The organism is Streptomyces sp. NPDC107581 (genome assembly GCF_055657175.1).
This window is the reverse complement of sequence record NZ_JBVKBH010000021.1, coordinates 104,065-123,263: the sequence shown is the minus strand read 5'-3', so window position 1 is coordinate 123,263 and position 19,199 is coordinate 104,065. Positions and strand designations below refer to the sequence as shown.

At 72.3% G+C, this 19,199-nt stretch carries 18 protein-coding genes and 1 pseudogene; 11 read left to right on the top strand and 8 right to left on the bottom strand.

The annotated features are described in order from the left end of the window. The first annotated feature begins 31 nt into the window (after nt 1-31). Together ACZ7P3_RS37965 and ACZ7P3_RS37960 are read left to right on the top strand one after the other, a co-directional pair. Nucleotides 32-643 carry an ATP-dependent Clp protease proteolytic subunit gene (locus ACZ7P3_RS37965; protein ID WP_472088822.1) on the top strand — a complete coding sequence of 204 codons (612 nt, stop codon included), beginning with the start codon at nt 32-34 and terminating at the stop codon, nt 641-643. A gap of 94 nt (nt 644-737) precedes the next feature. After that, nucleotides 738-1,349 (top strand): ATP-dependent Clp protease proteolytic subunit, encoded by a 612-nt coding sequence (locus ACZ7P3_RS37960; RefSeq protein WP_472088799.1) that lies wholly within the window; start codon nt 738-740, stop codon nt 1,347-1,349. 61 nt (nt 1,350-1,410) lie between these two features. Here ACZ7P3_RS37960 and ACZ7P3_RS37955 read toward each other — a convergent pair whose 3' ends face one another. From ACZ7P3_RS37955 to ACZ7P3_RS37945, 3 genes are all read right to left on the bottom strand, one after another. Next, nucleotides 1,411-2,136, bottom strand: coding sequence for a dienelactone hydrolase family protein (locus tag ACZ7P3_RS37955; RefSeq protein ID WP_472088798.1), 726 nt, complete (start codon nt 2,134-2,136; stop codon nt 1,411-1,413). A gap of 542 nt (nt 2,137-2,678) precedes the next feature. Continuing rightward, nucleotides 2,679-3,953 carry a helix-turn-helix domain-containing protein gene (locus tag ACZ7P3_RS37950; RefSeq protein ID WP_472088796.1) on the bottom strand — a complete coding sequence of 425 codons (1,275 nt, stop codon included), beginning with the start codon at nt 3,951-3,953 and terminating at the stop codon, nt 2,679-2,681. A gap of 323 nt (nt 3,954-4,276) precedes the next feature. After that, nucleotides 4,277-5,929 (bottom strand): acyl-CoA dehydrogenase family protein, encoded by a 1,653-nt coding sequence (locus ACZ7P3_RS37945; protein ID WP_472088795.1) that lies wholly within the window; start codon nt 5,927-5,929, stop codon nt 4,277-4,279. A 129-nt stretch (nt 5,930-6,058) separates the two neighbouring features. Between ACZ7P3_RS37945 and ACZ7P3_RS37940 the strand changes: the two genes are divergently transcribed. Then, nucleotides 6,059-7,216 (top strand): YihY/virulence factor BrkB family protein, encoded by a 1,158-nt coding sequence (locus tag ACZ7P3_RS37940; RefSeq protein WP_472088794.1) that lies wholly within the window; start codon nt 6,059-6,061, stop codon nt 7,214-7,216. A 282-nt stretch (nt 7,217-7,498) separates the two neighbouring features. Here ACZ7P3_RS37940 and ACZ7P3_RS37935 read toward each other — a convergent pair whose 3' ends face one another. Further along, a complete protein-coding gene (locus tag ACZ7P3_RS37935) occupies nt 7,499-8,344 on the bottom strand; it encodes a Rossmann-fold NAD(P)-binding domain-containing protein (RefSeq protein ID WP_472088792.1) in 846 nt (281 codons plus the stop codon). Between the two features lie 105 nt (nt 8,345-8,449). Between ACZ7P3_RS37935 and ACZ7P3_RS37930 the strand changes: the two genes are divergently transcribed. The 4 genes and pseudogenes from ACZ7P3_RS37930 to ACZ7P3_RS37915 all read left to right on the top strand — a co-directional run bounded on the left by ACZ7P3_RS37930 (nt 8,450) and on the right by ACZ7P3_RS37915 (nt 11,742). Next, a complete protein-coding gene (locus ACZ7P3_RS37930) occupies nt 8,450-9,400 on the top strand; it encodes an AraC family transcriptional regulator (protein WP_472088820.1) in 951 nt (316 codons plus the stop codon). Nucleotides 9,401-9,410: 10 nt separating this feature from the next. After that, complete coding sequence (locus tag ACZ7P3_RS37925) at nt 9,411-10,094, top strand: helix-turn-helix domain-containing protein (RefSeq protein ID WP_472088790.1); 684 nt, start codon at nt 9,411-9,413, stop codon at nt 10,092-10,094. A 91-nt stretch (nt 10,095-10,185) separates the two neighbouring features. Next, nucleotides 10,186-10,535 (top strand): annotated as a pseudogene (locus ACZ7P3_RS37920) (transposase); the annotation flags it as partial. Between the two features lie 97 nt (nt 10,536-10,632). Next, nucleotides 10,633-11,742 carry a hypothetical protein gene (locus ACZ7P3_RS37915; RefSeq protein ID WP_472088789.1) on the top strand — a complete coding sequence of 370 codons (1,110 nt, stop codon included), beginning with the start codon at nt 10,633-10,635 and terminating at the stop codon, nt 11,740-11,742. Here the strand turns inward: ACZ7P3_RS37915 and ACZ7P3_RS37910 are convergent. Next, the gene (locus ACZ7P3_RS37910; RefSeq protein WP_472088787.1) at nt 11,739-12,200 is read right to left on the bottom strand and encodes a VOC family protein; all 462 of its coding nucleotides are present in this window, start codon (nt 12,198-12,200) and stop codon (nt 11,739-11,741) included. The genes ACZ7P3_RS37915 and ACZ7P3_RS37910 overlap by 4 nt on opposite strands. Before the next feature lie 226 nt (nt 12,201-12,426). Beyond that, nucleotides 12,427-13,059, bottom strand: a complete 633-nt coding sequence (locus tag ACZ7P3_RS37905) for a VOC family protein (RefSeq protein ID WP_472088786.1) — start codon at nt 13,057-13,059, stop codon at nt 12,427-12,429. Nucleotides 13,060-13,206: 147 nt separating this feature from the next. Here ACZ7P3_RS37905 and ACZ7P3_RS37900 point away from each other — a divergent pair, with 147 nt between their 5' ends. From ACZ7P3_RS37900 to ACZ7P3_RS37890, 3 genes are all read left to right on the top strand, one after another. Then, nucleotides 13,207-13,857, top strand: coding sequence for a ThuA domain-containing protein (locus ACZ7P3_RS37900; protein WP_472088784.1), 651 nt, complete (start codon nt 13,207-13,209; stop codon nt 13,855-13,857). Nucleotides 13,858-14,014: 157 nt separating this feature from the next. Next, nucleotides 14,015-14,878, top strand: a complete 864-nt coding sequence (locus ACZ7P3_RS37895; RefSeq protein WP_472088782.1) for an isocitrate lyase/PEP mutase family protein — start codon at nt 14,015-14,017, stop codon at nt 14,876-14,878. After that, a complete protein-coding gene (locus tag ACZ7P3_RS37890; protein WP_472088780.1) occupies nt 14,875-15,153 on the top strand; it encodes a hypothetical protein in 279 nt (92 codons plus the stop codon). The genes ACZ7P3_RS37895 and ACZ7P3_RS37890 overlap by 4 nt, the downstream gene beginning before the upstream one ends. Before the next feature lie 80 nt (nt 15,154-15,233). On the opposite strand, the gene ACZ7P3_RS37885 is transcribed toward ACZ7P3_RS37890, so the two are convergent. Further along, nucleotides 15,234-15,437: a hypothetical protein gene (locus tag ACZ7P3_RS37885; protein ID WP_472088778.1), complete on the bottom strand. Its 204-nt coding sequence runs from the start codon at nt 15,435-15,437 to the stop codon at nt 15,234-15,236. 456 nt (nt 15,438-15,893) lie between these two features. On the opposite strand from ACZ7P3_RS37885, the gene ACZ7P3_RS37880 reads away from it, so the two are divergent. Then, the gene (locus tag ACZ7P3_RS37880; RefSeq protein WP_472088776.1) at nt 15,894-17,462 is read left to right on the top strand and encodes a carboxylesterase/lipase family protein; all 1,569 of its coding nucleotides are present in this window, start codon (nt 15,894-15,896) and stop codon (nt 17,460-17,462) included. 472 nt (nt 17,463-17,934) lie between these two features. On the opposite strand, the gene mmuM is transcribed toward ACZ7P3_RS37880, so the two are convergent. Beyond that, on the bottom strand, nt 17,935-18,870 hold the full coding sequence (mmuM, locus tag ACZ7P3_RS37875) for a homocysteine S-methyltransferase (RefSeq protein WP_472088774.1): 936 nt from the start codon (nt 18,868-18,870) through the stop codon (nt 17,935-17,937). Between the last annotated feature and the right edge of the window lie 329 nt (nt 18,871-19,199).

Genomic DNA, 19,199 nt, shown 5'->3' with positions numbered 1-19,199 from the left:
TGACGCGAAGTTCCACCACCCGGCATCGTCAATGGCACCGTCTGCCTACAGCCCCAGCGGCGGCGCCGCGTTCGGCGACCAGATCTACAATCGCCTGCTCAGCGATCGCATCATTTTCCTGGGCAAGGAAGTCGAAGACGAAATCGCGAACCAGATCACGGCTCAAATGCTCACCCTGGCTGCCGATACGGACCAGGACATCTACCTCTACATCAACTCCCCCGGCGGCTCGGTGATGGCCGGTCTCGCGATCTACGACACGATGCAGTACATCCGCAACGACGTCGTCACCGTCGCCATGGGGTTCTGCGCGTCCATGGGGCAGTTCCTGCTTACGGCCGGCACCCCGGGGAAGCGGTTCGCGCTGCCGCACACCAGGATTCTCATGCACCAGCCGTCGGCCGGTCTCTCGGGTTCCGTGACGGACATCAAGATCCACGCCAAGCAGATGCTGGAGACCAAGCGGGAGATGGCCGAGTTGATCGCCCATCACTCGGGGCAGACTTTCGAGCAGATCACCAAGGACTCGGACAGGGACCACTGGTTCACACCCGCCGAGGCCAAGGAGTACGGCCTCATCGACGACATCATGACGCATGCCTCGGGGGCGCCGGGCAGGGCCTTCCAGAGCACGTCTGCTTAATGACCGCGTGGTGGGATCACAACCCCCCATACGCATGGAGGTGTCGCGCTCAGTGAAGCCGATTGAATACTCGTCTCAAGTCCGAGGCGTGCCCATGACCGCTCGCTACGTCGTTCCGAGCTTCGTGGAGCGCACCTCGCAGGGAACCAGGGAACTGGACCCGTACGGCAAGCTCTTCAGTGAACGGGTGATCTTCCTCGGGCACCAGGTCGACGACACGTCGGCCAACGACATCATGGCGCAGCTGCTCTGTCTGGAAGCCATGGACCCGGACCGGGATATCTCCCTCTATATCAATTCGCCCGGAGGCTCCTTCACGGCTTTCACCGCCATCTATGACACCATGCAGTTCGTCAAGCCGGACATCCAGACCGTCTGCCTGGGTCAGGCCACCTCTGCCGCCGCAGTGATTCTCGCTGCGGGCACGCCGGGGAAGCGGATGGCGCTGCCGAGCGCCCGGATACTCATTCAGCAGCCGTCCCACGAGGGAAGTCAGGGTCAGATATCCGACCTTGAGATCCAGGCCGCGGAGGTCGAACGGCTGCGTCTGATCATGGAGGGTGTGCTGGCGCAGCACACGCATCAAACGCCGGAGCAGATCTCCAAGGATCTGGAGCGGGACAAGTTCTTCACTTCCCCGGAGGCCAAGGAGTACGGACTGATCGACCAGGTGGTGTCGCCTCGGTCGATCGTCGGTGTGTCCTGACGCCCGTTCACTTCCTTCAGGCGTTGTGGCGACAGGGTCGGGACAGGGTGTCCCGACCCTGTCAGTGCGTCACGGGCAGGCACTCGGCGAGCAGGTCGACGACATCGCGCCAGGCTCGCTGCGCGTGCCGCGGGTGGTGGCCGACGCCGGGGAGCACGGCCTGGTCGACCGGTGGATGGTGGAAGGCGTGCAAGGCGCCGCCGTAGACCACGAGGCGCCAGTCGACGCCGGCGGCCTCTATCTCGGCCGTGAACGCGTCCCGTTGCGCGGGCGGCATGATCGGGTCCTTTGATCCGACCCCGGCCCACACCGGGCAGCGAATGCGCGCCGCCTCGCCCGGCCGGCCCGTGGTCAGTGCGTTGACCGTCCCGATCGCCCGCAGGTCGACGCCGTCGCGCCCGAGTTCCAGCACGATCGCTCCGCCGGTGCCGTAGCCGACGGCGGCGATCCGGTCGGGGTCGGTCCGCGGTTCGGCGCGCAACACGTCGAGCGCCGCGTGGCCGATACCCCGTATCCGGTCGGGGTCGGCGAGCAAGGGGGTCACGTGTGCCAGCATCTCCTCCGGGTCGGTGAACCAGCGCCCGCCGTTGATGTCGAAGGCCAACGCCACGTACCCCAGCTCGGCCAGGGTGTCGGCCCGGCGGCGCTGGAAGTCGTTCAGCCCCGGCCCCTCGGGCCCGACCAGGACCGCGGGCCGGCGGTCGGTGCCGGCGGGGAGCGCGAGGTGCCCCCTCATCGTCAGGCCGTCGGCCGGATACTCGACCGTGCGGGTCGTAACCGTCGTCATGAGACCGGACTGTAGCGATCGCCGAAGGCCTCGACGGCGACACCGCGCTGACCGTACGTCGCGTTCAGCCGCGCCGCCCGCAGGCCGACCTCAGGTGCCCGTCGGGGGACGCCCGTGCGATCGGACCTCCGGGTGTCCGCAGCTGGAGAGGGGGCGTCTCCTCCTTGGCCCGCCGCGGCATGCGGTCGCGCAGGCCACCCTGCTGGATGCCTTCGCCGAGAGGGGCGAGGGCGCCGCGGCCCGCCGGAGGCCGGCGCCCGAGCCCGCGCGCCGCTCGACGCGCCTGGGCGGCCACCGGGCCGCAGACCACCGCAACGAGCGATCTCTGTCATCGCTGTTGACGCGGCACGGGACGTGCGGACCGACCGCGCTTCCCCCTCGATCCGGACGACGTCGTCGTTGCGTCGTTCCCGGCGGACGCGTGGGCGGCGGAAGCCGTGGAGCCGGGAGCCGGTTCGCCCGACGACGCAGCGGAAGGGTGCCCGGGCCCGTGGCGTGTTGCAGGCCGCGTCCGGCGATCACCGGGCGACCGCTCCCGCACATCAGCCGTTCCCGGGCGCCGTCCTGCGCCGCGCCACCGCCGGTGCCGTCGACTGGGGCAGCAGGTCTCGGAGGTCGCCGGGCAGCAGTAGCTCGACCTCGACGTCCTCGCAGAAACGATACGGCCGGTGTTGCAGAAGATCACCGAGGTATCGCCGGATTCTGGACATTTCGGCCCTTACGGTCACGGTCCTTGAGGGGTCGCCGAACAGATCCTCGGCGAGGCCCGCCGCGCTGCGCCCGCGGCGGTGCTCCGCGAGCAGGTAGAGCAACTCGGCGTGCCGGGGACTGAGTTCGCGCGACCAGGAGCCCGCGGCGGCGGACACGGTCACCGAGCTGCGGGCCGGCCGGCTCAGATCCAGCGCGATCCGGGTGGCGCCCGGCGCCGGCGACTCCTCGGCCGTGCGCAGCAGCCAGCCCCCGGCCAGCGGCTCCACCGAGCACGGGCCCAGCGCGGGCAGCCACCGGCGGCCGGGTGTCAGGGACTTGGGCAGCGCGAGACGCCGTACATAGGGCATCCCGGTCACGGCGGCCGCCCAGCCGTCCCGGTCGACCACCAGCGCCCGCCCGGTCAGCCGGGCCAGCACCGGCGCGGCCATCGTGCGCAGTTGCTCCAGCGAGGCCTGGTGCAGCTCGCGCAGACGGGCCTCGGCGAGCTTGGCGACCGAGTCCACCCAGGCGAGGGTCGCCGGATGCATGGTCTCCAACGGGCCGCTCACGTCCACCACGCCGATGAGCCGGCCGTCCCGGGGGTCGGTGATCGGGGCGCCCGTGCAGGTCCAGGAGGCGTGCGAACGGACGAAGTGCTCGGCGGCGAAGACCTGCACGGGCCGCCGTACCACCGCCGGGGTGCCCACGCCGTTGGTGCCGACGACGTCTTCGCGCCAGTCGGCGCCGAGCAGGAACCCGAGGCTGTCGGCCTTGCGCAGGACCTGTGGGGAGCCCTCCCGCCACAGCACGCGCCCCTCGGCGTCCGCGACGACCATGATGTGCTGGGCCACGTCCGCGACCGAAAGCAGACCTTCGCGCAGCACCGGGAGGATGTGCCTGAGGGGTGACTCCTCCCGTCTGCGCCGCACTTCGTCCAGGGACAGCGGCCGGGATCTGAAGTCGTGGTCGGGGTCGACGCCGTTGCGCAGCATCCGTCCCCAGGACTGCTCGATCTCCGGCCGGGGTGCGATCCGCGCACGTTGTCCGGCGAGTGTGGCCTCGCGCAGCTCGCTCAGCATCCGCGCCGCCTGCGCCGCGTCCACGGCGGCCAGGCGCGCCAGGTTCATCGGCGGGTTCACCACTGGGGTCCTCCCGAGGAAGGGCATCGAACACACTTGTCAAGCCGTTCCGGCGGCGGTTTCCGGTCCGGCTGTGTCTCTCATATTGCCGTCCGGACCATGCCGGAGGCACACACTCCGCGCACGGACCCCGACAAGTTGCAACCCCTTGCAACCCTGGTGAACCGTACGAGGGTGGCTGAGACTTGACCACGAACGCCGCCTCCGGGCGGCGTTCGTGGCCTCCAACGGGCCCGAGAGGCGGGGGTGGTGCCGTGTCGGCGCAGCACCACCCTCGCGCCGGCGGTGCAGAAAAGCGCAGGTCAGCCGGTTCAGGACACCGGCCGGGCCCGCTCCACCACCGATGCCAGGTCCAGGCCCCTCGGCAGGGTGCCGAAGGCGGCTCCGCGGTCGCCGCCGAGCCGGGAGGCACAGAAGGCGTCGGCGACCTCCGGCGGGGCGTACCGCACCAGGAGTGAGCCTTGGAGCACCAGTGCGAGGCGTTCGACCAGCCGCCGGGCCCGGCCCTCGATGCCGTCCAGGTCGGCGAGTTCGGTGAACAGGTCCTTCACCGCCCGGTCCAGCCGGTGGTCGGCGCCGTGTGCCCGGCCGATCTCGGTGAGGCAGGCGTCCAGTGCGCCCGGCTCGCGCCGCAGCGCCCGCAGCACGTCCAGCGCCTGCACGTTCCCGGCGCCTTCCCAGACGGAGTTCAGCGGCGACTCGCGCACCAGCCGGGGCAGCCCCGACTCCTCGACGTACCCGTTGCCGCCCAGGCACTCGGCGGCCTCCACGGCCACCGGTGCGCAGCGCTTGGTGATCCAGTACTTGGCGGCCGGCACCGCGAGCCGCAGGAAGGCGCGCTCCTGCTCGCCTCCGTCGTCGTAGGCGGCCGCGAGTCTGAGGGACAGCGTGGTCGCGGCCTCGGACTCCAGCGCCAGGTCGGCCAGTACGTTGCGCATCAGCGGCTTGTCGAGCAGCCGGCCGCCGAAGGCCTCCCGGTAGGTGCAGTGGTGGACCGCCTGCGCCACCGCCTGCCGCATCAGGCCGGCCGAGCCGAGCGCGCAGTCCAGCCGGGTCGCGGCGACCATCTCGATGATGGTGCGCACCCCGCGGCCCTCCTCACCGACCCGCCGGGCCCAGGTGCCGTCGAACTCGACCTCGGCGGAGGCGTTGGACCGGTTGCCCAGCTTGTCCTTGAGCCGCTGCAGCAGGAACGTGTTGCGGGTGCCGTCGGCGAGGACGCGCGGGACGAGGAAGCAGGTGAGCCCTCCGGGGCCGGGGGAGGGGGATGCCTGGGCGAGCACCAGGAAGCCGTCCGACATCGGCGCCGAGCAGAACCACTTGTGCCCGGTCAGCGTGTACGTCCCGGCCTCGGCGAGCGGCCGGGCCTCGGTGGTGTTCGCCCGTACGTCGCTGCCGCCCTGCTTCTCCGTCATGGCCATGCCGAAGATGGCGCCGGGCTTCTGCGCGGCGGGCCGCAGCGCACGGTCGTAGACCGTGGACGTCAGCCGCGGCTCCCACTCGGCCGCAAGCGCCGGGTCGGCCCGCAGCGCGGGCACGGCCGCGTGCGTCATCGACAGCGGGCAGCAGTTGCCCGCCTCGGCCTGCGTCCAGATCAGGAAGCCGGCCGCCCGGCGCACATGCCCGGCGGGCCGTGTCCAGGCGCCGGTCAGCCCGGCCCCGACACCCTTGCCGAGCAGCCGGTGCCAGGCCGGGTGGAAGTCCACCTCGTCGATCCGGTGGCCGTACCGGTCGTGTGTGCGCAGTCGCGGCGGGTGCTCGTTCGCCTGCACCCCCCACTCCTGCACCTGCTCCGAGCCCGAGGCCCGGCCGAGCGTGGACAGCTCGTCGCGCACCTCGTCCAGCACGTCCGCGGCGGTGTGCCGCTCGACCGCCTCCACCAGGGCCCGGTCGGCGGTGAAGAGGTCGTAGCCCACCAGCGCGGGAGGCTGGTTCGTCACGGTGTGGGTGGAGTTGCCTGCCATGATTGCGAACCTACCCGGGACGGCGGCGACGGGCTTCCAGAGTGGCACAGCACCGCCCGCGGATGCGTCGGCGCCGGTCACCGGCCCCGGAAGGTGAGGACGGCCGGGTATGGCGGATACCGTTAGGTCGTGCAGCCAGGAAGTGAAACCCCCGAGCGGCCCCCGGGCCGGCTCCACCGGGCCAGAGCCCTCTACCGGAACGTCTCCAAGCGCCGGACCGCCTGGCTGCTGCTGAAGGACACCGTCAACTCCTGTATGGAGTACCGCATCCTGGGCCTGGCGGCCGAGGCGGCCTTCTTCACCCTGCTGTCCGTGCCGCCGCTGCTGCTGAGCCTCATCGGTCTGCTCGGCTATGTGGACGCCTGGACCGGTGCGGACACCATCCAGAGCCTGGAGACCAACCTCCTGGAGGCCTCCCGCACGGTCCTGTCGGACAAGGGCGTGAAGGAGATCGCCGAGCCGATCCTGCACGACGTGATGAAGGGCGGCCGGCCGGACGTCATCTCCATCGGCTTCCTCTTCGCCCTGTGGTCGGGCTCCCGCGCGGTGAACGTCTTCATCGACACGATCACCGTCATGTACGGCCTCGACGGCGTCCGCGGCATCGTCAAGACCCGGATGATGTCCTTCCTGCTGTTCATCGTGGCCCTGCTGATCGGCTCGGTCGCGCTGCCGCTGATGGTGGCAGGACCGGACGCGGTGGTGCGGATCGTGCCCTGGTCGGAGACGGTGGTCCAGGTCCTGTACTGGCCGGTCGTCATTGTCCTGTCCATCGTCTTCCTGACGACCCTGTACCACGTGTCCGTGCCCGTCCGCTCCCCGTGGATCGAGGACGTGCCCGGCGCCCTGGTCGCCCTCGCCATGTGGGTCCTCGGCAGCTTCCTGCTGCGGATCTACCTGACCAACACCATCGAGGGCGCCACGATCTACGGCTCCCTCGCCGCCTCCGTCGCCGTCCTCCTGTGGATCGGTGTGTCCGCCTTCGCCGTGCTCGTCGGCGCCGCGGTGAACGCCGCCATCGACCGGGTCTGGCCGGCCGCGGCCACGGCCGCCGCCCGCGAGGCCAACGAGCGGCTGCGCGAGGCCCAGGTCGTCGAGTACGTCGCCCGGGCCGCCGCGGCCCGCGAGGCCGACCCCGACGACCCCGACATGCCCTCCGAGTTCCCCGAGCGCTGGTCGCGCTTCCTCCCCCCGGAGGACGTCACGGCCCGCCTGCGCACCCACGCGAAGAACCCGCACCACCACGCCCACAAGAACAACGGGGACACCTCACCGCACACGAAGTGAGGCACCCCCGCCGGTGGCGGCCGCCCCACTTCGTCGGCGGACACGACCGTCCCGCCGGCTCCGGCGACCGAGCCCCACCCGTCCCGCAGGCCTCCACCCGCGACGGAGCCGCGCCTGTCGAAGCGCACCCCGACGGAGCCGTGCCTGTCGAAGCGCCCCTGATGGCACCGTGCCTGCCGAAGCGCACCCGCGACGGAGCCGTGCCTGTCGAAGCGCACCCCGATGGAGCCGTGCCGCCGAGCCGTGCCCCCGATGCGATGGAGCCGTGCCCGTCCGTCGGTGTCAGCTCTGCCACGTTCCCGCCGACGCGGCCTCCCGCGCGAAGTCGGCGAAGTCGCGCGGCTCACGGCCGAGCACCCGGCGTACGCCGTCCGACAGGTGGGCGTTGCGGCCGTCGAGCAGGGACTCGAAGAGGTCCACCACGAAGCCCAGCTCCTCGGGGGGTACCCCGAAGCCGGCCAGCCGCTCCCCGTACTCCTTCGCCGGCACCGCCCGGTACGACAGCGCCCGCCCCGTCGCCGCCGCGATCTCCGCGACCGCCTCGCCGAAGCCCAGCAGCCGCGGCCCGGACACCTCCAGCACCTGCCCGGCGTACCGGTCGCCCGCGGTGAGCGCCGCCACCACCACGTCCGCGATGTCCCGCACGTCGATGAACGGCTCCCGCACCGCGCCCCCCGGGAACACCAGCTCCCCGTACTCCCGGAGCTCGGCCACCAGCGGACCCTCACTGAAGTTCTGCGCGAACCACGCGGCCCGTACGACCGTCCACCGCGCCCCCGACGAGCGCAGCGCCTCCTCGGCCGGGCGCGCCTGCTCCTCGCCCCGCGCCGACAGCAGCACCAGCCGCCGCACCCCCAGACCGACGGCCTCGGCGGCCAGGCGCCCGACCGCGTCCGCCGCGTCCGGTGCCCCCACGTCGGAGGGGTACACCAGATAGGCCGCGTCGGCGCCGCGCAGCACGCCCGCCCACGTCGAGCGGTCCCGCCAGTCGAAGCCCTGTGCCCGCGAGGCCGCGCGGACGTTCATCCCGGCCGCGCGTGCCGCCTCGGCCACGCGACTGCCCGTACGACCGGACGCGCCGGTCACCACCACCGTCGATCCCTGTGTCCCACCCGTGTTCTGCGTCATGCCGGCCAGTCAACTGCCGTCCCGGGCAAGGAACCATCGCCGAGCGGCTCACGGGCATGCGCGCGCGTCTACGCTGACCTCATGGACGCTCCGCCACGTTCGGCGATGCTCACGCGGGGGGATCCCCTCGGGGTCCTGCTCGACGGCCCGCGCGCGCGTGGCGCCTTCATGATCCGCGCGTGCTTCGAGCCGCCGTGGGCGGTGCGCGTGGAGGACCGGGCCCCGCTGACGGTGATGCTGATGGCCCGCGGCGACGCATGGATCACGCCCGACGGCGGCGGCGCGCAGGTGCGGCTGCGGCCCGGCGACCTGGCCGTCGCGCGCGGCCCCGACCCGTACACCTGCGCCGACGCGCCCGGCACCGCCCCGCAGGCCCTGATCCTGCCGGGCGGCGAGTGCCGCTACCCGGACGGCAGCTCCCTGAACGGCTCGATGGACCTCGGCGTGCGCACCTGGGGCGACCGCCCGGACGCCCCGACGGTGATGCTGATCGGCACCTATCTGATGCAGGGCGAGATCAGCAACCGGCTGCTGGACGCCCTTCCGCCGCTGCTGACCCTTCCGGCCGAGGTGTGGCAGTGCCCGCTCACCCCGCTGCTCATGGAGGAGGTCGTCCGGGACGAGCCCGGCCAGGAGGTGGTCCTGGACCGCCTGCTCGACCTGCTGGTCATCAGCGCGCTGCGGGCCTGGTTCGCCCGTCCCGAGGCGGCCGCACCCTCCTGGTACCGGGCGCTCGGCGATCCGGTCGTCGGCCGCGCCCTGCGTCTGATCCAGGACGATCCGGCGCACCCCTGGACGGTGGCGGGGCTCGCCGCCAAGGCCGGGGTGTCGCGCGCGGCCCTGGCCCGCCGCTTCACCGACCTGGTCGGCGAGCCCCCGATGACCCACCTCACCGCCTGGCGCCTGGCGCTGGCCGCCGACCGCCTCCGTGACACCGAGGACACCCTCGCCGCCATCGCCCGCCGGGTCGGCTACGGCAGCGCCTTCGCCCTCTCCAGCGCCTTCAAGCGGGTGTACGGGGTCAGCCCGCAGGAGCACCGCGCACGGGCGGCGTAGCCTGGCGTACGTGTACGAGGAGCGGCCGTCCCGGCTGACCGGCGCGGTGGTCTGGCGGCGCACCCCGGAGGATCCCGCCGTCCGGCCGGTGCTGCCCGACGGCTGCATGGATCTGCTGTACAGCGAGGGCCGGCTGCTGGTCGCCGGACCCGACACGCGCGCGTACGTCCCCGCCGGGCCGCCCCGCGCCTGGGCGGGCATCCGCTTCTTCCCCGGCACCGCGCCCACCCTGCTCGGCGTCGCGGCACACGAACTGCGCGACACCCGGGTCGAGTTGGCCGACCTGTGGCCCGCCGCCCGGGTGCGGCGGCTGCGCGACCGCATCGCGGCGGCGCCCGATCCGGCGACGGCCCTGGAGGACCTCGCCCTGGACCGGGCCGCACGGTCCGCGGCCCCCGACCCGCTGTTGCGCCGCCTGGTGGGGTGCCTGGACGCGGGCCGCCCGGTGGCACAGGCGGCCGGCGAACTCGGCATCGGCACCCGCCAGTTGCACCGCCGCTGCCTGACCGCGTTCGGGTACGGACCCAAGACCCTCGCCCGTGTCCTGCGTCTGCAGCGCGCCCTGGCCCTGGCCCGCTCCGGAGTCCCGTACGCCGAGACGGCGGCCCGCGCCGGTTACGCGGACCAGCCCCACCTCGCCCGCGACGTGCGGGAGTTGGCCGGAGCGACGCTCGGAGAGCTACTGCGCGGCTAGGGCCTGTTCTCGGTTGTGATGCTCCTTCGGCTTCGCCCCCTTTTTTTCGGGCTGTCTCCTCCGCTTCCAGGCCCGCCTTCTCCAAAGCAGCAGGCTTCCGGTCGGCCGTCCTCGCACCCGGCCCACCGCGGTCGCGGGAGACAGGGCTTACTCCTCCCGTGCCAACCGCACCCATCTGCGCAAGCGCCGCATCAAGGCGGTCATCCCGGAGAAGAGAGACCAAGCCGCGAACCGCGCGAAGAAGGGCAGCCGGGGCGGTCGGCCTGTTGCCCACGACGCGGATCTCTACCGCGACCGCAACACCGTCGAGCGCACCATCAACAAGCTCAAGACCTGGCGAGGCATCGCGACGCGATACGACAAGACCCCGAGAGCTACCTCGCCGGAGTGCACCTTCGCGCCGCGACGATCTGGATCGCCAGCCTCCTACCAGCTCATTGATCACAACCGAGTGTCGCTCGGGAACGCCCCGCGCTTCTCCCGCGTCTCACCTGATGTCGGCTCACGTGGGCTGGCGGAGCCTGGGGGGCACGCACGTATGCGGAATCGGATCGGTCGGCGGCGTACTCGTAACGGCGCCCTCGGTGTGGCGCTGGCCCTGGTCGCGCTGGCCGGTGTGGCAGGCTGCGGCGGCAGCAAGACACCGACGCCACACAAGGGCCAGGCAGCGGAGCTGTTCAGGTGGGACGTGGACGACACCGCGGCGATGCGCAAGCTGCCCTCCGACGTCGTCAGCGCCCTTTACGCCCTCAACACGGACGCCACCGGCATCGCCTACGGCTCCGACGGGCGGCTGCGCGTCATGACCGCCTACCTGCTGCGGTTCGACGCCGACCGCACGATACACGCCACCGACATCAGCGGAGGCAAGTCGGGGGACTGGGAGAACCACGGCCTGGTCGCCGAGCCTGGTGGGACCTTCCTCACCGTCCGCGGCACCGACGTCCTGCGGTGGCGGCCCGACGGCTCGTCCCAGGTGGTGGCCGCCTTCGCGGCGGAAGACCGCAAGGTGGGCACCAAGGTGCCGGCCTCCGCGCCGGTCGGTACCGTCCACGCCGGCTACAACGCCCCGTGGCTCGCGGGCGTCCGTCCCGACGGCTCCCTCGTGCTCGTCGACACCGACGTCATGTGGTCCCTCAAGGACGGCCGGCTGACCCGCCTCCTCCAACTGCCCGCCTCGGGCGGCAAGGAGAACGCCAACACGCTGATGGAGGTCGGCGCCGTGAACCGGTCGGGCACCGTATGGACGGCCTCCGGCCCCTTCCACGCCCAGACACTTGCCGGCCTGCGCACCGTCGCCCCCGACGGCACCGTCAGCCGCCCGGCACTGCCTGCGACAGCCGAGGGCGTGTCCGAGAAGCTGGCCTCACTGAAGGTGGGATGGCTCACCGATGACGGCGCCGACGGCGTCTACGCCCGTGTCTACAGCCCCAGCAACGAGTACGTCCTCCATGTGCGCCCCGGCAGCGCACGAGCCGTCGCCAAGGAGGACACCCACTACCCGTCCTCGAACCGCTGCACGATGCCCCACCACCCCGTGGACGCCATGTCGATACCGTGCACGATCCCCGGGGAGCTCACCTACCACGCAGGCCACCTGGTAGCGGCGGGCGGCGCGGACTACGTACTGACCCTGCCGCTCGCCTAGCTGTTCGAGGTGCTGATCATGTGGTTGAAGCTCCTCACCTCAACCACATGATCACAACCGAGAACAGGCCCCAGCGGTGCGAACAGGTCGACGCCGTTCCCGTCGGGGTCGTGCACAGTGGCGTACCGCTGCCCCCAGAAGGCGTCCCACGGCTTCAGTTCCCCGTGGTACCCGGCGCCCACCAGGTCCTCGTACACGGTGTCGACCTCGGCCGGCGACCCGCACCGGAAGGCGAGCCCGACCCGGCCCCCGCCGGCGGGCGGGCGCCACCCGGAGTGGAACGAGCGGACGGTCTCCTCGGTGTCCAGCGCGAGCACCGGACCACCGGGCAACTCGGCCTCGACATGCGGCTGTTCCTCGGCCCCTGCGGGGAAGACCAGTCCGAGGCGACGGTAGAAGGCGAGCGAGGCGGCCAGGTCGGAGGCCACCAGGCCGATCACGGCGAATCGTGGAGTCATGGGCCCACCGTAGGCAGCCGGCGGGCCCCGGTCTTGAAGGAATCGGACGCGGTGTCCACGCCCGGGTGCGGCGGGACCTCCGCCTGCTCCAGGGGCGCGGGGCTCGGGGGCAGGGGCTCGGGCTCAGGACTCAGGGCTCAGGGCCAGGGGCTCGGGCTCAGGGCTCGGGGTCAGGGGCTCGGGCTCAGGGCTCGGGGTCAGGGGCTCGCGCTCAGGACTCAGGAACTCAGCCGAAGGTTTCCGGGCCGTGAGGTGTCCGTACGGTGAAGGAGATCGCGAACGGCCCCTCCTCGACCGTGAGTTCGGTGCCCAGCGCGGACAGCAGGGAGCGGAGCTCGTCCGGTGCGGGCGCCGTCGCTGTCACCTCCAGCAGCGGGGTGACGGGCAGACCCGAGGCCGCCGGGTGCGGCGAGTCGCCCCAGTCGATGAGGAACGGGACCGGCCCGGAGGGGTGCGCGGTGCCGCTGTCGGTCAGCCGCCACCGGAGCAGGGTGCCGTCGGGGGTGCGGCGGCTCATGGGGTGGACCGGGCCCGGGTCGTACCCCTGCGCACGGGCGGCCGTGATCGCGGCCTCCAGGCGGGGCGGGCTGATCGCCCAGGTCACCGTGCGCGCTCCGGCCGGCCGGTCGACCCCGAACGGCCGCAGCTCCACGGGTTCCGGCTGCTCCGGATCGGGCCCGATGATCTCCAGGTAGCTCCGGCCGCCCAACGCGACCAGGTAGTTCCGCGTACCCAGCCCGACATGCACCCCACCGTGTGCGGGCGTGACACCGGTCCGCCGGGCGAAGTCGGCGACGGTCGCGGCGAGATCGGGTGTGGCGAGGACGAGGTGGTCCAGCAGCGGAGGAATGGGCTTCATTCCGGGGGAGGTTACGGGAATGGGGACGCCGCGCGGAACACCCGCGCCGGGTGCGCCTCGGCGGTCGCCGGGCAGCTTCCGCCGCCCGTGTGCGTCATGATGGACGCGCAGCGTTGCTCCCGTCCCGGAACGGTGAACTCCGATCACATGACTCCCCGTCTGCTGGTCTTCACCCGCACCACCGACTACCGCCACGACTCCCTTCCCCACGCCGTCGACGTCCTTCGCTCGCTGGGGGAGTTCACCGTCGAGCACACCGAGGACCCCAGGGACCTGGAACGCCCGCTCGGCGAGTATGCCGCCGTCGTCTTCCTCTCCACCAGCGGTGACGTGCTGACCCCGGCCGGACGCGAACGGCTCGTGGAATACGTCGAGTCGGGCGGCGGCTTCGCCGGGGTGCACGCGGCCGCCTGCACCGAGTACGGGTGGCCGTACTACGGCGAACTCCTCGGCGCCCGCTTCGCCCGGCACCCCGAGTACCAGCCCGGCAGGGCCGTCGTGGAGGATCCGGACCACCCCGCGACCCGGCATCTGCCCGCCGTCTGGGACGTCACCGACGAGTGGTACGACTTCCGGGCCAACCCGCGCGGGCGCGTGCGGGTGCTGCTGCGCGCCGACGAGACGTCGTACGAGGGCGGGGGGATGGGCGCCGACCATCCGCTGGCCTGGTGCCGCGAGCAGGGCGCCGGACGCGTGTTCTATACAGCGCTCGGCCACGCCTCCGACGCCTACCGTGATCCGGCCTTCCTGGCTCATCTGGGCGGCGGGACGGCCTGGGCGGGGCGGTGCCCCGAGTGACGTTTCTGCGGTGAACCCGCTCCGCCATTCGAGTGAGTAAAGCTCGCGTAGATAACAGGTCACGTGCATATCTAGAGATGCTCTTGTCTTGGCAAAGGGCGCCGAGACGCGACGGCTCACCCCGCCCGCGTCACCCACCCACAGGAGGAGCCGGACCTTGACTTACGGGAAAAAGCTGCGCGAGCGGATCGCCGGGCCCGGGACGACACCGCTGATCGGCGTATATGACATGTACTCGGCCTCGATCGCGGCCAAGCACTACGACGGGATGTTCGTCTCGGGCTTCGGCTTCGCGGCCTCGTACTACGGGCTGCCGGACATCGGTTTCATCGCCTGGCCGGACATGGTGGCCTTCGTGCAGCGGCTGCGGGGTGCGTTCCCGCACCACCATCTGCTGGTGGACATCGACGACGGCTACGTCGACCCCGAGGTGGCCTGCCACGTCGTGGAGGGGCTGGAGAGGACCGGCGCCTCCGGGGTGATCCTGGAGGACCAGAAGCGGCCCCGCCGCTGCGGGCACGCCGACGGCAAGCAGGTGCTGCCGCTGGACGAGTACCTGGAGAAGCTCGAGCGGGTCCTGGAGACGCGCAACGACCTGGTCGTGGTCGCCCGGACGGACGCCACCGACGAGCACGACATCCTGCACCGGGCCGAGCGGCTCGCCGCGACCGACGCCGACGTGGTCCTGGTCGACGGGGTGCGCAGCGTCGAGTGGATCGACCGCATCCGCAAGGTGGTCGGGGACAAGCCGCTGCTGTTCAACCAGATCGCCGGCGGCAAGTCGCCGCGCCTGTCGCTGGGCGAGCTGTCCGACCTCGGGGTGGACGTCGCGATCTACAGCACCCCCTGCCTGTTCGCCGCCCACGAGGCGATGGACACCGCGCTCGCCGAGCTCAAGGCGGCCGACGGCCGTCTGGCCCAGGTGGACCCGGCGAGCGGGATCGGCGTCAAGGCGTCGACCAGTCTGCTGGAGCGCAACATCGACCCCGACCGGCGCCAGACCGAGGGCGTGGGCGTATGAGGGGCGCCGTCATCCGCCTCTGGGCGGCCGCGATGCTCGCGGTGTCGCTCCTGGGCGCCGCTGCCGTGCCCGCGGTCGCCAACGGCGGCCTGATCACCGTCATCGACAACTCGCAGAAGGGCACGGACAGCTCGGAGACGGACTCGACCCTGGAGATCGACCGCGCGGGCAACGTCCAGACGGGCAGCGGCACGGCGGGGAGCGATCACGACGGCAGCGCCGTGGACGTGGTGCAGGCCATCTTCGGAGCACGCGACGGCGACGGGGAGGACTGAGCGGGAGCAGCAGGGCGACGGCCGGGCACCCCGTGCGGGAGGTGCCCGGCCGTCGCGCCGTCCGGCTCCGGGGGCTCGGCTCAATCCTCGCCCAGGTCCGGGCGGCCGTTCTCGTCGAGTTCGACGTCCTCCTTCGGGTCGTGTCCGTCGCCGGGGACGGCCGCCGCGGTGCGGTGCTGGGCGGGGGCGACGGTGCGGACGGCGTCCTGGACCGTGCCGTAGGCGGTGACCAGGCCGGCCGCGGCCACGGCGAGGGCCGCTGCGATGCGCAGGGTGGGATGCATGCTCCGTCAACGGCCCTCGGCTGGAGCGGTCACCGCGCTGCGGCCGAACGGGCGGCGCGCGGGAAAGGCCAGGGGACGCGGGCCGCGATGATGCACCCGGCGAGGGGCGGCCGGGCTCTGCGGAACTCCGCACGGAAGGCCGCGGGCAAGCCCATGGGGACGGCCGCGGGCAAGCCCACAGGGAAGGCCGCATCGAAGGGCGTACGGAAAGCCGCACGGAGGGTTGTACAGAAGGCCGCTCGGAAGGCCGCACGGAGGGTTGTACGGAGGGTTGGACGGAAGCCCACGTGGAAGGCCGCACGGAGCGCTGCGCGCGGGATGCGGGCGGAGGCCACCGCCCGGACCTCTTCCTGTACCCCGAACAGCGCAGCGCAGAGTCTGTGCACCGGAATACGTCCGCGCGATGTGGTGCTCTGGAATGACAGGTGCACGCGCACGGCGAAGGGCTGGTGGGCGATGACGGCAGACCAGAGTGGCCCCGTGGTCATAACCGGCCACGGGGCCGTACGCGGCCGGTACGAGCGGGGCATCGCGGTGTTCCGGGGCATCCCCTACGCCGCCCCGCCCGTGGGCCCCCGGCGCTTCCGGCCGCCCGGGCCGCCCGAGCCCTGGGACGGGGTGCGCGACGCCGGTGCCTTCGGGCCCACCGCGCCGAAACCGCCGTACTCGGATGCGTTCGCCCAGTACCTGGCCGACCCCGTCATCGCAGGCGAGGACTGCCTCAACCTCAACGTATGGACCCCCGAGCCGGGCCCCGGAGCCCGGCTCCCGGTGCTCGTCTGGCTGCACGGCGGCGCGCTGACCAGGGGATCCTCGGCCGTCCCGGTCTACGACGGCCGCACCTTCGCCCGTGACGGCGTCGTCTGCGTCTCGGTCAACTACCGGCTGGGTGTCGAGGGCTACGGACTGTTCCCGGACGCGCCCCCCAACCCCGGCCTGCGCGACCAGCTCGCCGCCCTGCGCTGGGTCCACGAGACGATCGCGGCCTTCGGCGGCGACCCCGGCAACGTCACCCTGTGCGGACAGTCGGCCGGTGCGATCAGTACCGGCGCCCTGATCGCCGCGCCCGGAGCCCAGGGCCTCGTACGCCGGGCGGTCCTGCAGAGCGGAGCGCCGGAGGCCTCCGAGCGGGACAAGGTGCGGCGCATGGTCCGGCGCATGGCGACCCGGCTGAGGATCCCCGCCACCGCCGAGGCCTTCGCCGCCGTCGACCGCGACCTGCTGCTGCGCACCCAGGTCGAGGTGGGACGGCTGAGCAGCCCCGTGCTGGGCGGCCCCGCCTTCGGCATCGTCGTGGACGGCGACCTCGTACCCCGCGACCCGCTGCAGGCGCTGATCGACGGCGAGGCCGGTCGGGGCCTCGACCTGCTCATGGGCTGGACCCGGGACGAGTACCGGCTGTGGCTGGTGCCCGGCGGACTCCTGGAGCCCGTCGACCGGCTCGGCCCGGTCGCCCTGGCCGGCGCCATGGCCCGCTGTCACGTCGGCCACGAGGTGCCGCGCGGCTACCGCGCCCTGCACCCGGAGACCGGCACCGCCGAGATCGTCGGCCAGATGGTCACCGACCACCTGTTGCGCATCCCCCTGCACCGGCTGGCCGACGCCCGCCCCGGCACCTCGTACCTCTACGAGTTCGCCTGGCCGTCCCGCCTCCCCGGCCTCGGCGCCTGCCACGCCCTGGAGCTGGGATTCGTCTTCGACACCGGCGATGTGCCGGAGTCGGCCAAACTGGCCGGCGACGGGGCTCCGCAGGAGCTGTGCGATGAGATGCATGCGGCCTGGGTGCGGTTCGCCGCGACCGGTGATCCCGGCTGGGAGAGCTGGGACGCCCGCCATCCGGTACGGATCTTCGGCGAAGGTGTCCCGCACACCGTCCCTGGTCCACGGGACGCGGAGATCGCCCTGTGGGCGGCCGCCCCCACCGTCCCGGAGCCGGCGTCCGCCTCCGACATCCGTGCCCCCGGAGCCGAACTCGCCTCGACGGTGCGCCGCCTGCGCCGCTCGGTCGGCGCCCGGCGCCACTGAACGGCCTGCGGCCGCCTGCCGACGGAAGGCGGAGGCCGACGCGCACCGGGACCGGAAACCGCGCGACCGGCCGACGCCGGCCAGGCCCACAGCCGCCTGACGCCAGAACCCTCTACGGGAGAACGCCCTGTGGCAGAACCCCCTGAAGGCGGCAGGACCTGAAGGCGGCAGGACCTGAGGGCGGCAGAACCCTCTATGGGAGAACGCCTTGCGGTGGAACCTTCTGCGCCAGAACGGCCTTCGGTAGAGGTGTCTGTGCCACAACGCCCTGTGCCAGAACCCCCTGACGGCGGCAGAACCTGAGTGCGGCAGAACCTCCTGCGGCGGCAGAACCTGAGTGCGGCAGAACCTCCTGCGGCGGCAGAACCTGAGTGCGGCAGAACCTCCTGCGGCGGCAGAACTTGAGTGCGGCACAACCCCCTGCGGCGGCAGAACCTGAGTGCGGCACAACCCCCTGCGGCGGCAGACCCCTCTACGACGAGCCGGCGGACCTCACGGCGCCCGCGATCGCCGCGATCGCCTCCGGGCCCACCCGGCAGCACCCTCCGATCAGCCGGGCCCCCGCGTCCTGCCAGCCCTTGACCTGTTCGGCGCCGAAGGTGGCCCGCCCCTTCCAGGCCCGGGCCCCGGCGTCCCAGACCTCCCCGCTGTTGGGATAGACGACGACCGGCTTGCCCGTCACCCGGGCCGCGATCCCGGCCGCGCGCTCCACGTCCTGCGGGGCGCAGCAGTTCACGCCGACCGCGATCACCTCGTCCGCGTCGGCGGCCGGCGCGAAGGCCTCTTCGAGCGGCTGCCCGGCCCGGGTCCGCCGACCGTCGACGGTGTACGAAAGCCATGCCGGGACCCCCAGCCCCCGCACCGCCCGCACCAGCGCCGCCGCCTCCTCCGCGTCCGGCACCGTCTCCAGCGCCAGGACGTCCGGTGCCGCGGCGGCCAGCACCTCGATCCGGGGCCGGTGGAACCGCTCCAGCTCCTCGACGCTCAGCCCGTACCGCCCCCGGTACTCGGACCCGTCCGCGAGCATCGCCCCGTACGGTCCGACCGACGCCGCCACCCACAGCGGCCGCGAGGCCCCGGCCTCCTGGGCCTGCCGGGCCGCGGCACGGGCCAGTTCCACACTCGACGTCAGCAGCCGCGCGGCCTCCTCGCGACCGATCCCGCGCCGGCCGAAGCCCTCGAAGGTGGCCTGATAGCTCGCGGTGATCGTGACATCCGCGCCCGCGGTGAAGTAAGCGAGGTGTGCGTCGGTGACCGCCTCGGGCCGTTCGGCGAGCAGCCGCGCCGACCACAGTTCGTCGCTCAGGTCGTGCCCGGCCGACACCAGCTGGTTGGACATGCCGCCGTCGAGTACGAGTGTCCCGGCGGCGAGGGCTGCGGCGAGGCTGGGGGAGGTGGTGCTGGCCATGTCACGACGCTAGTCCAGACGGCGCGGAAACGGATCCCGGCGTCCAGCAGGTGAGCGAGGGGCAGTCCGGATGCGCCTTGGCGCCTCTTTCGGAATCCGTGGGGCGCGGGGTCCTGGGTCCGGGGTGCGGAGTGCGGAGTGCGGGATACGGGATACGGGGTACACGTGTCGGCAGGTCGGCAGTCGGACCGACCTTCGCGAAAGTGCCTTCGTGGGAACCGAGTTGGGAATCTCGTGAAATCCATACAGAGCCTAGAAAGCGCTTGCTGAAGGCGGTACGGTTCAGGATCGGCCCAGGCCCGACCGTCGGATCGACCGAGGCCCGACCG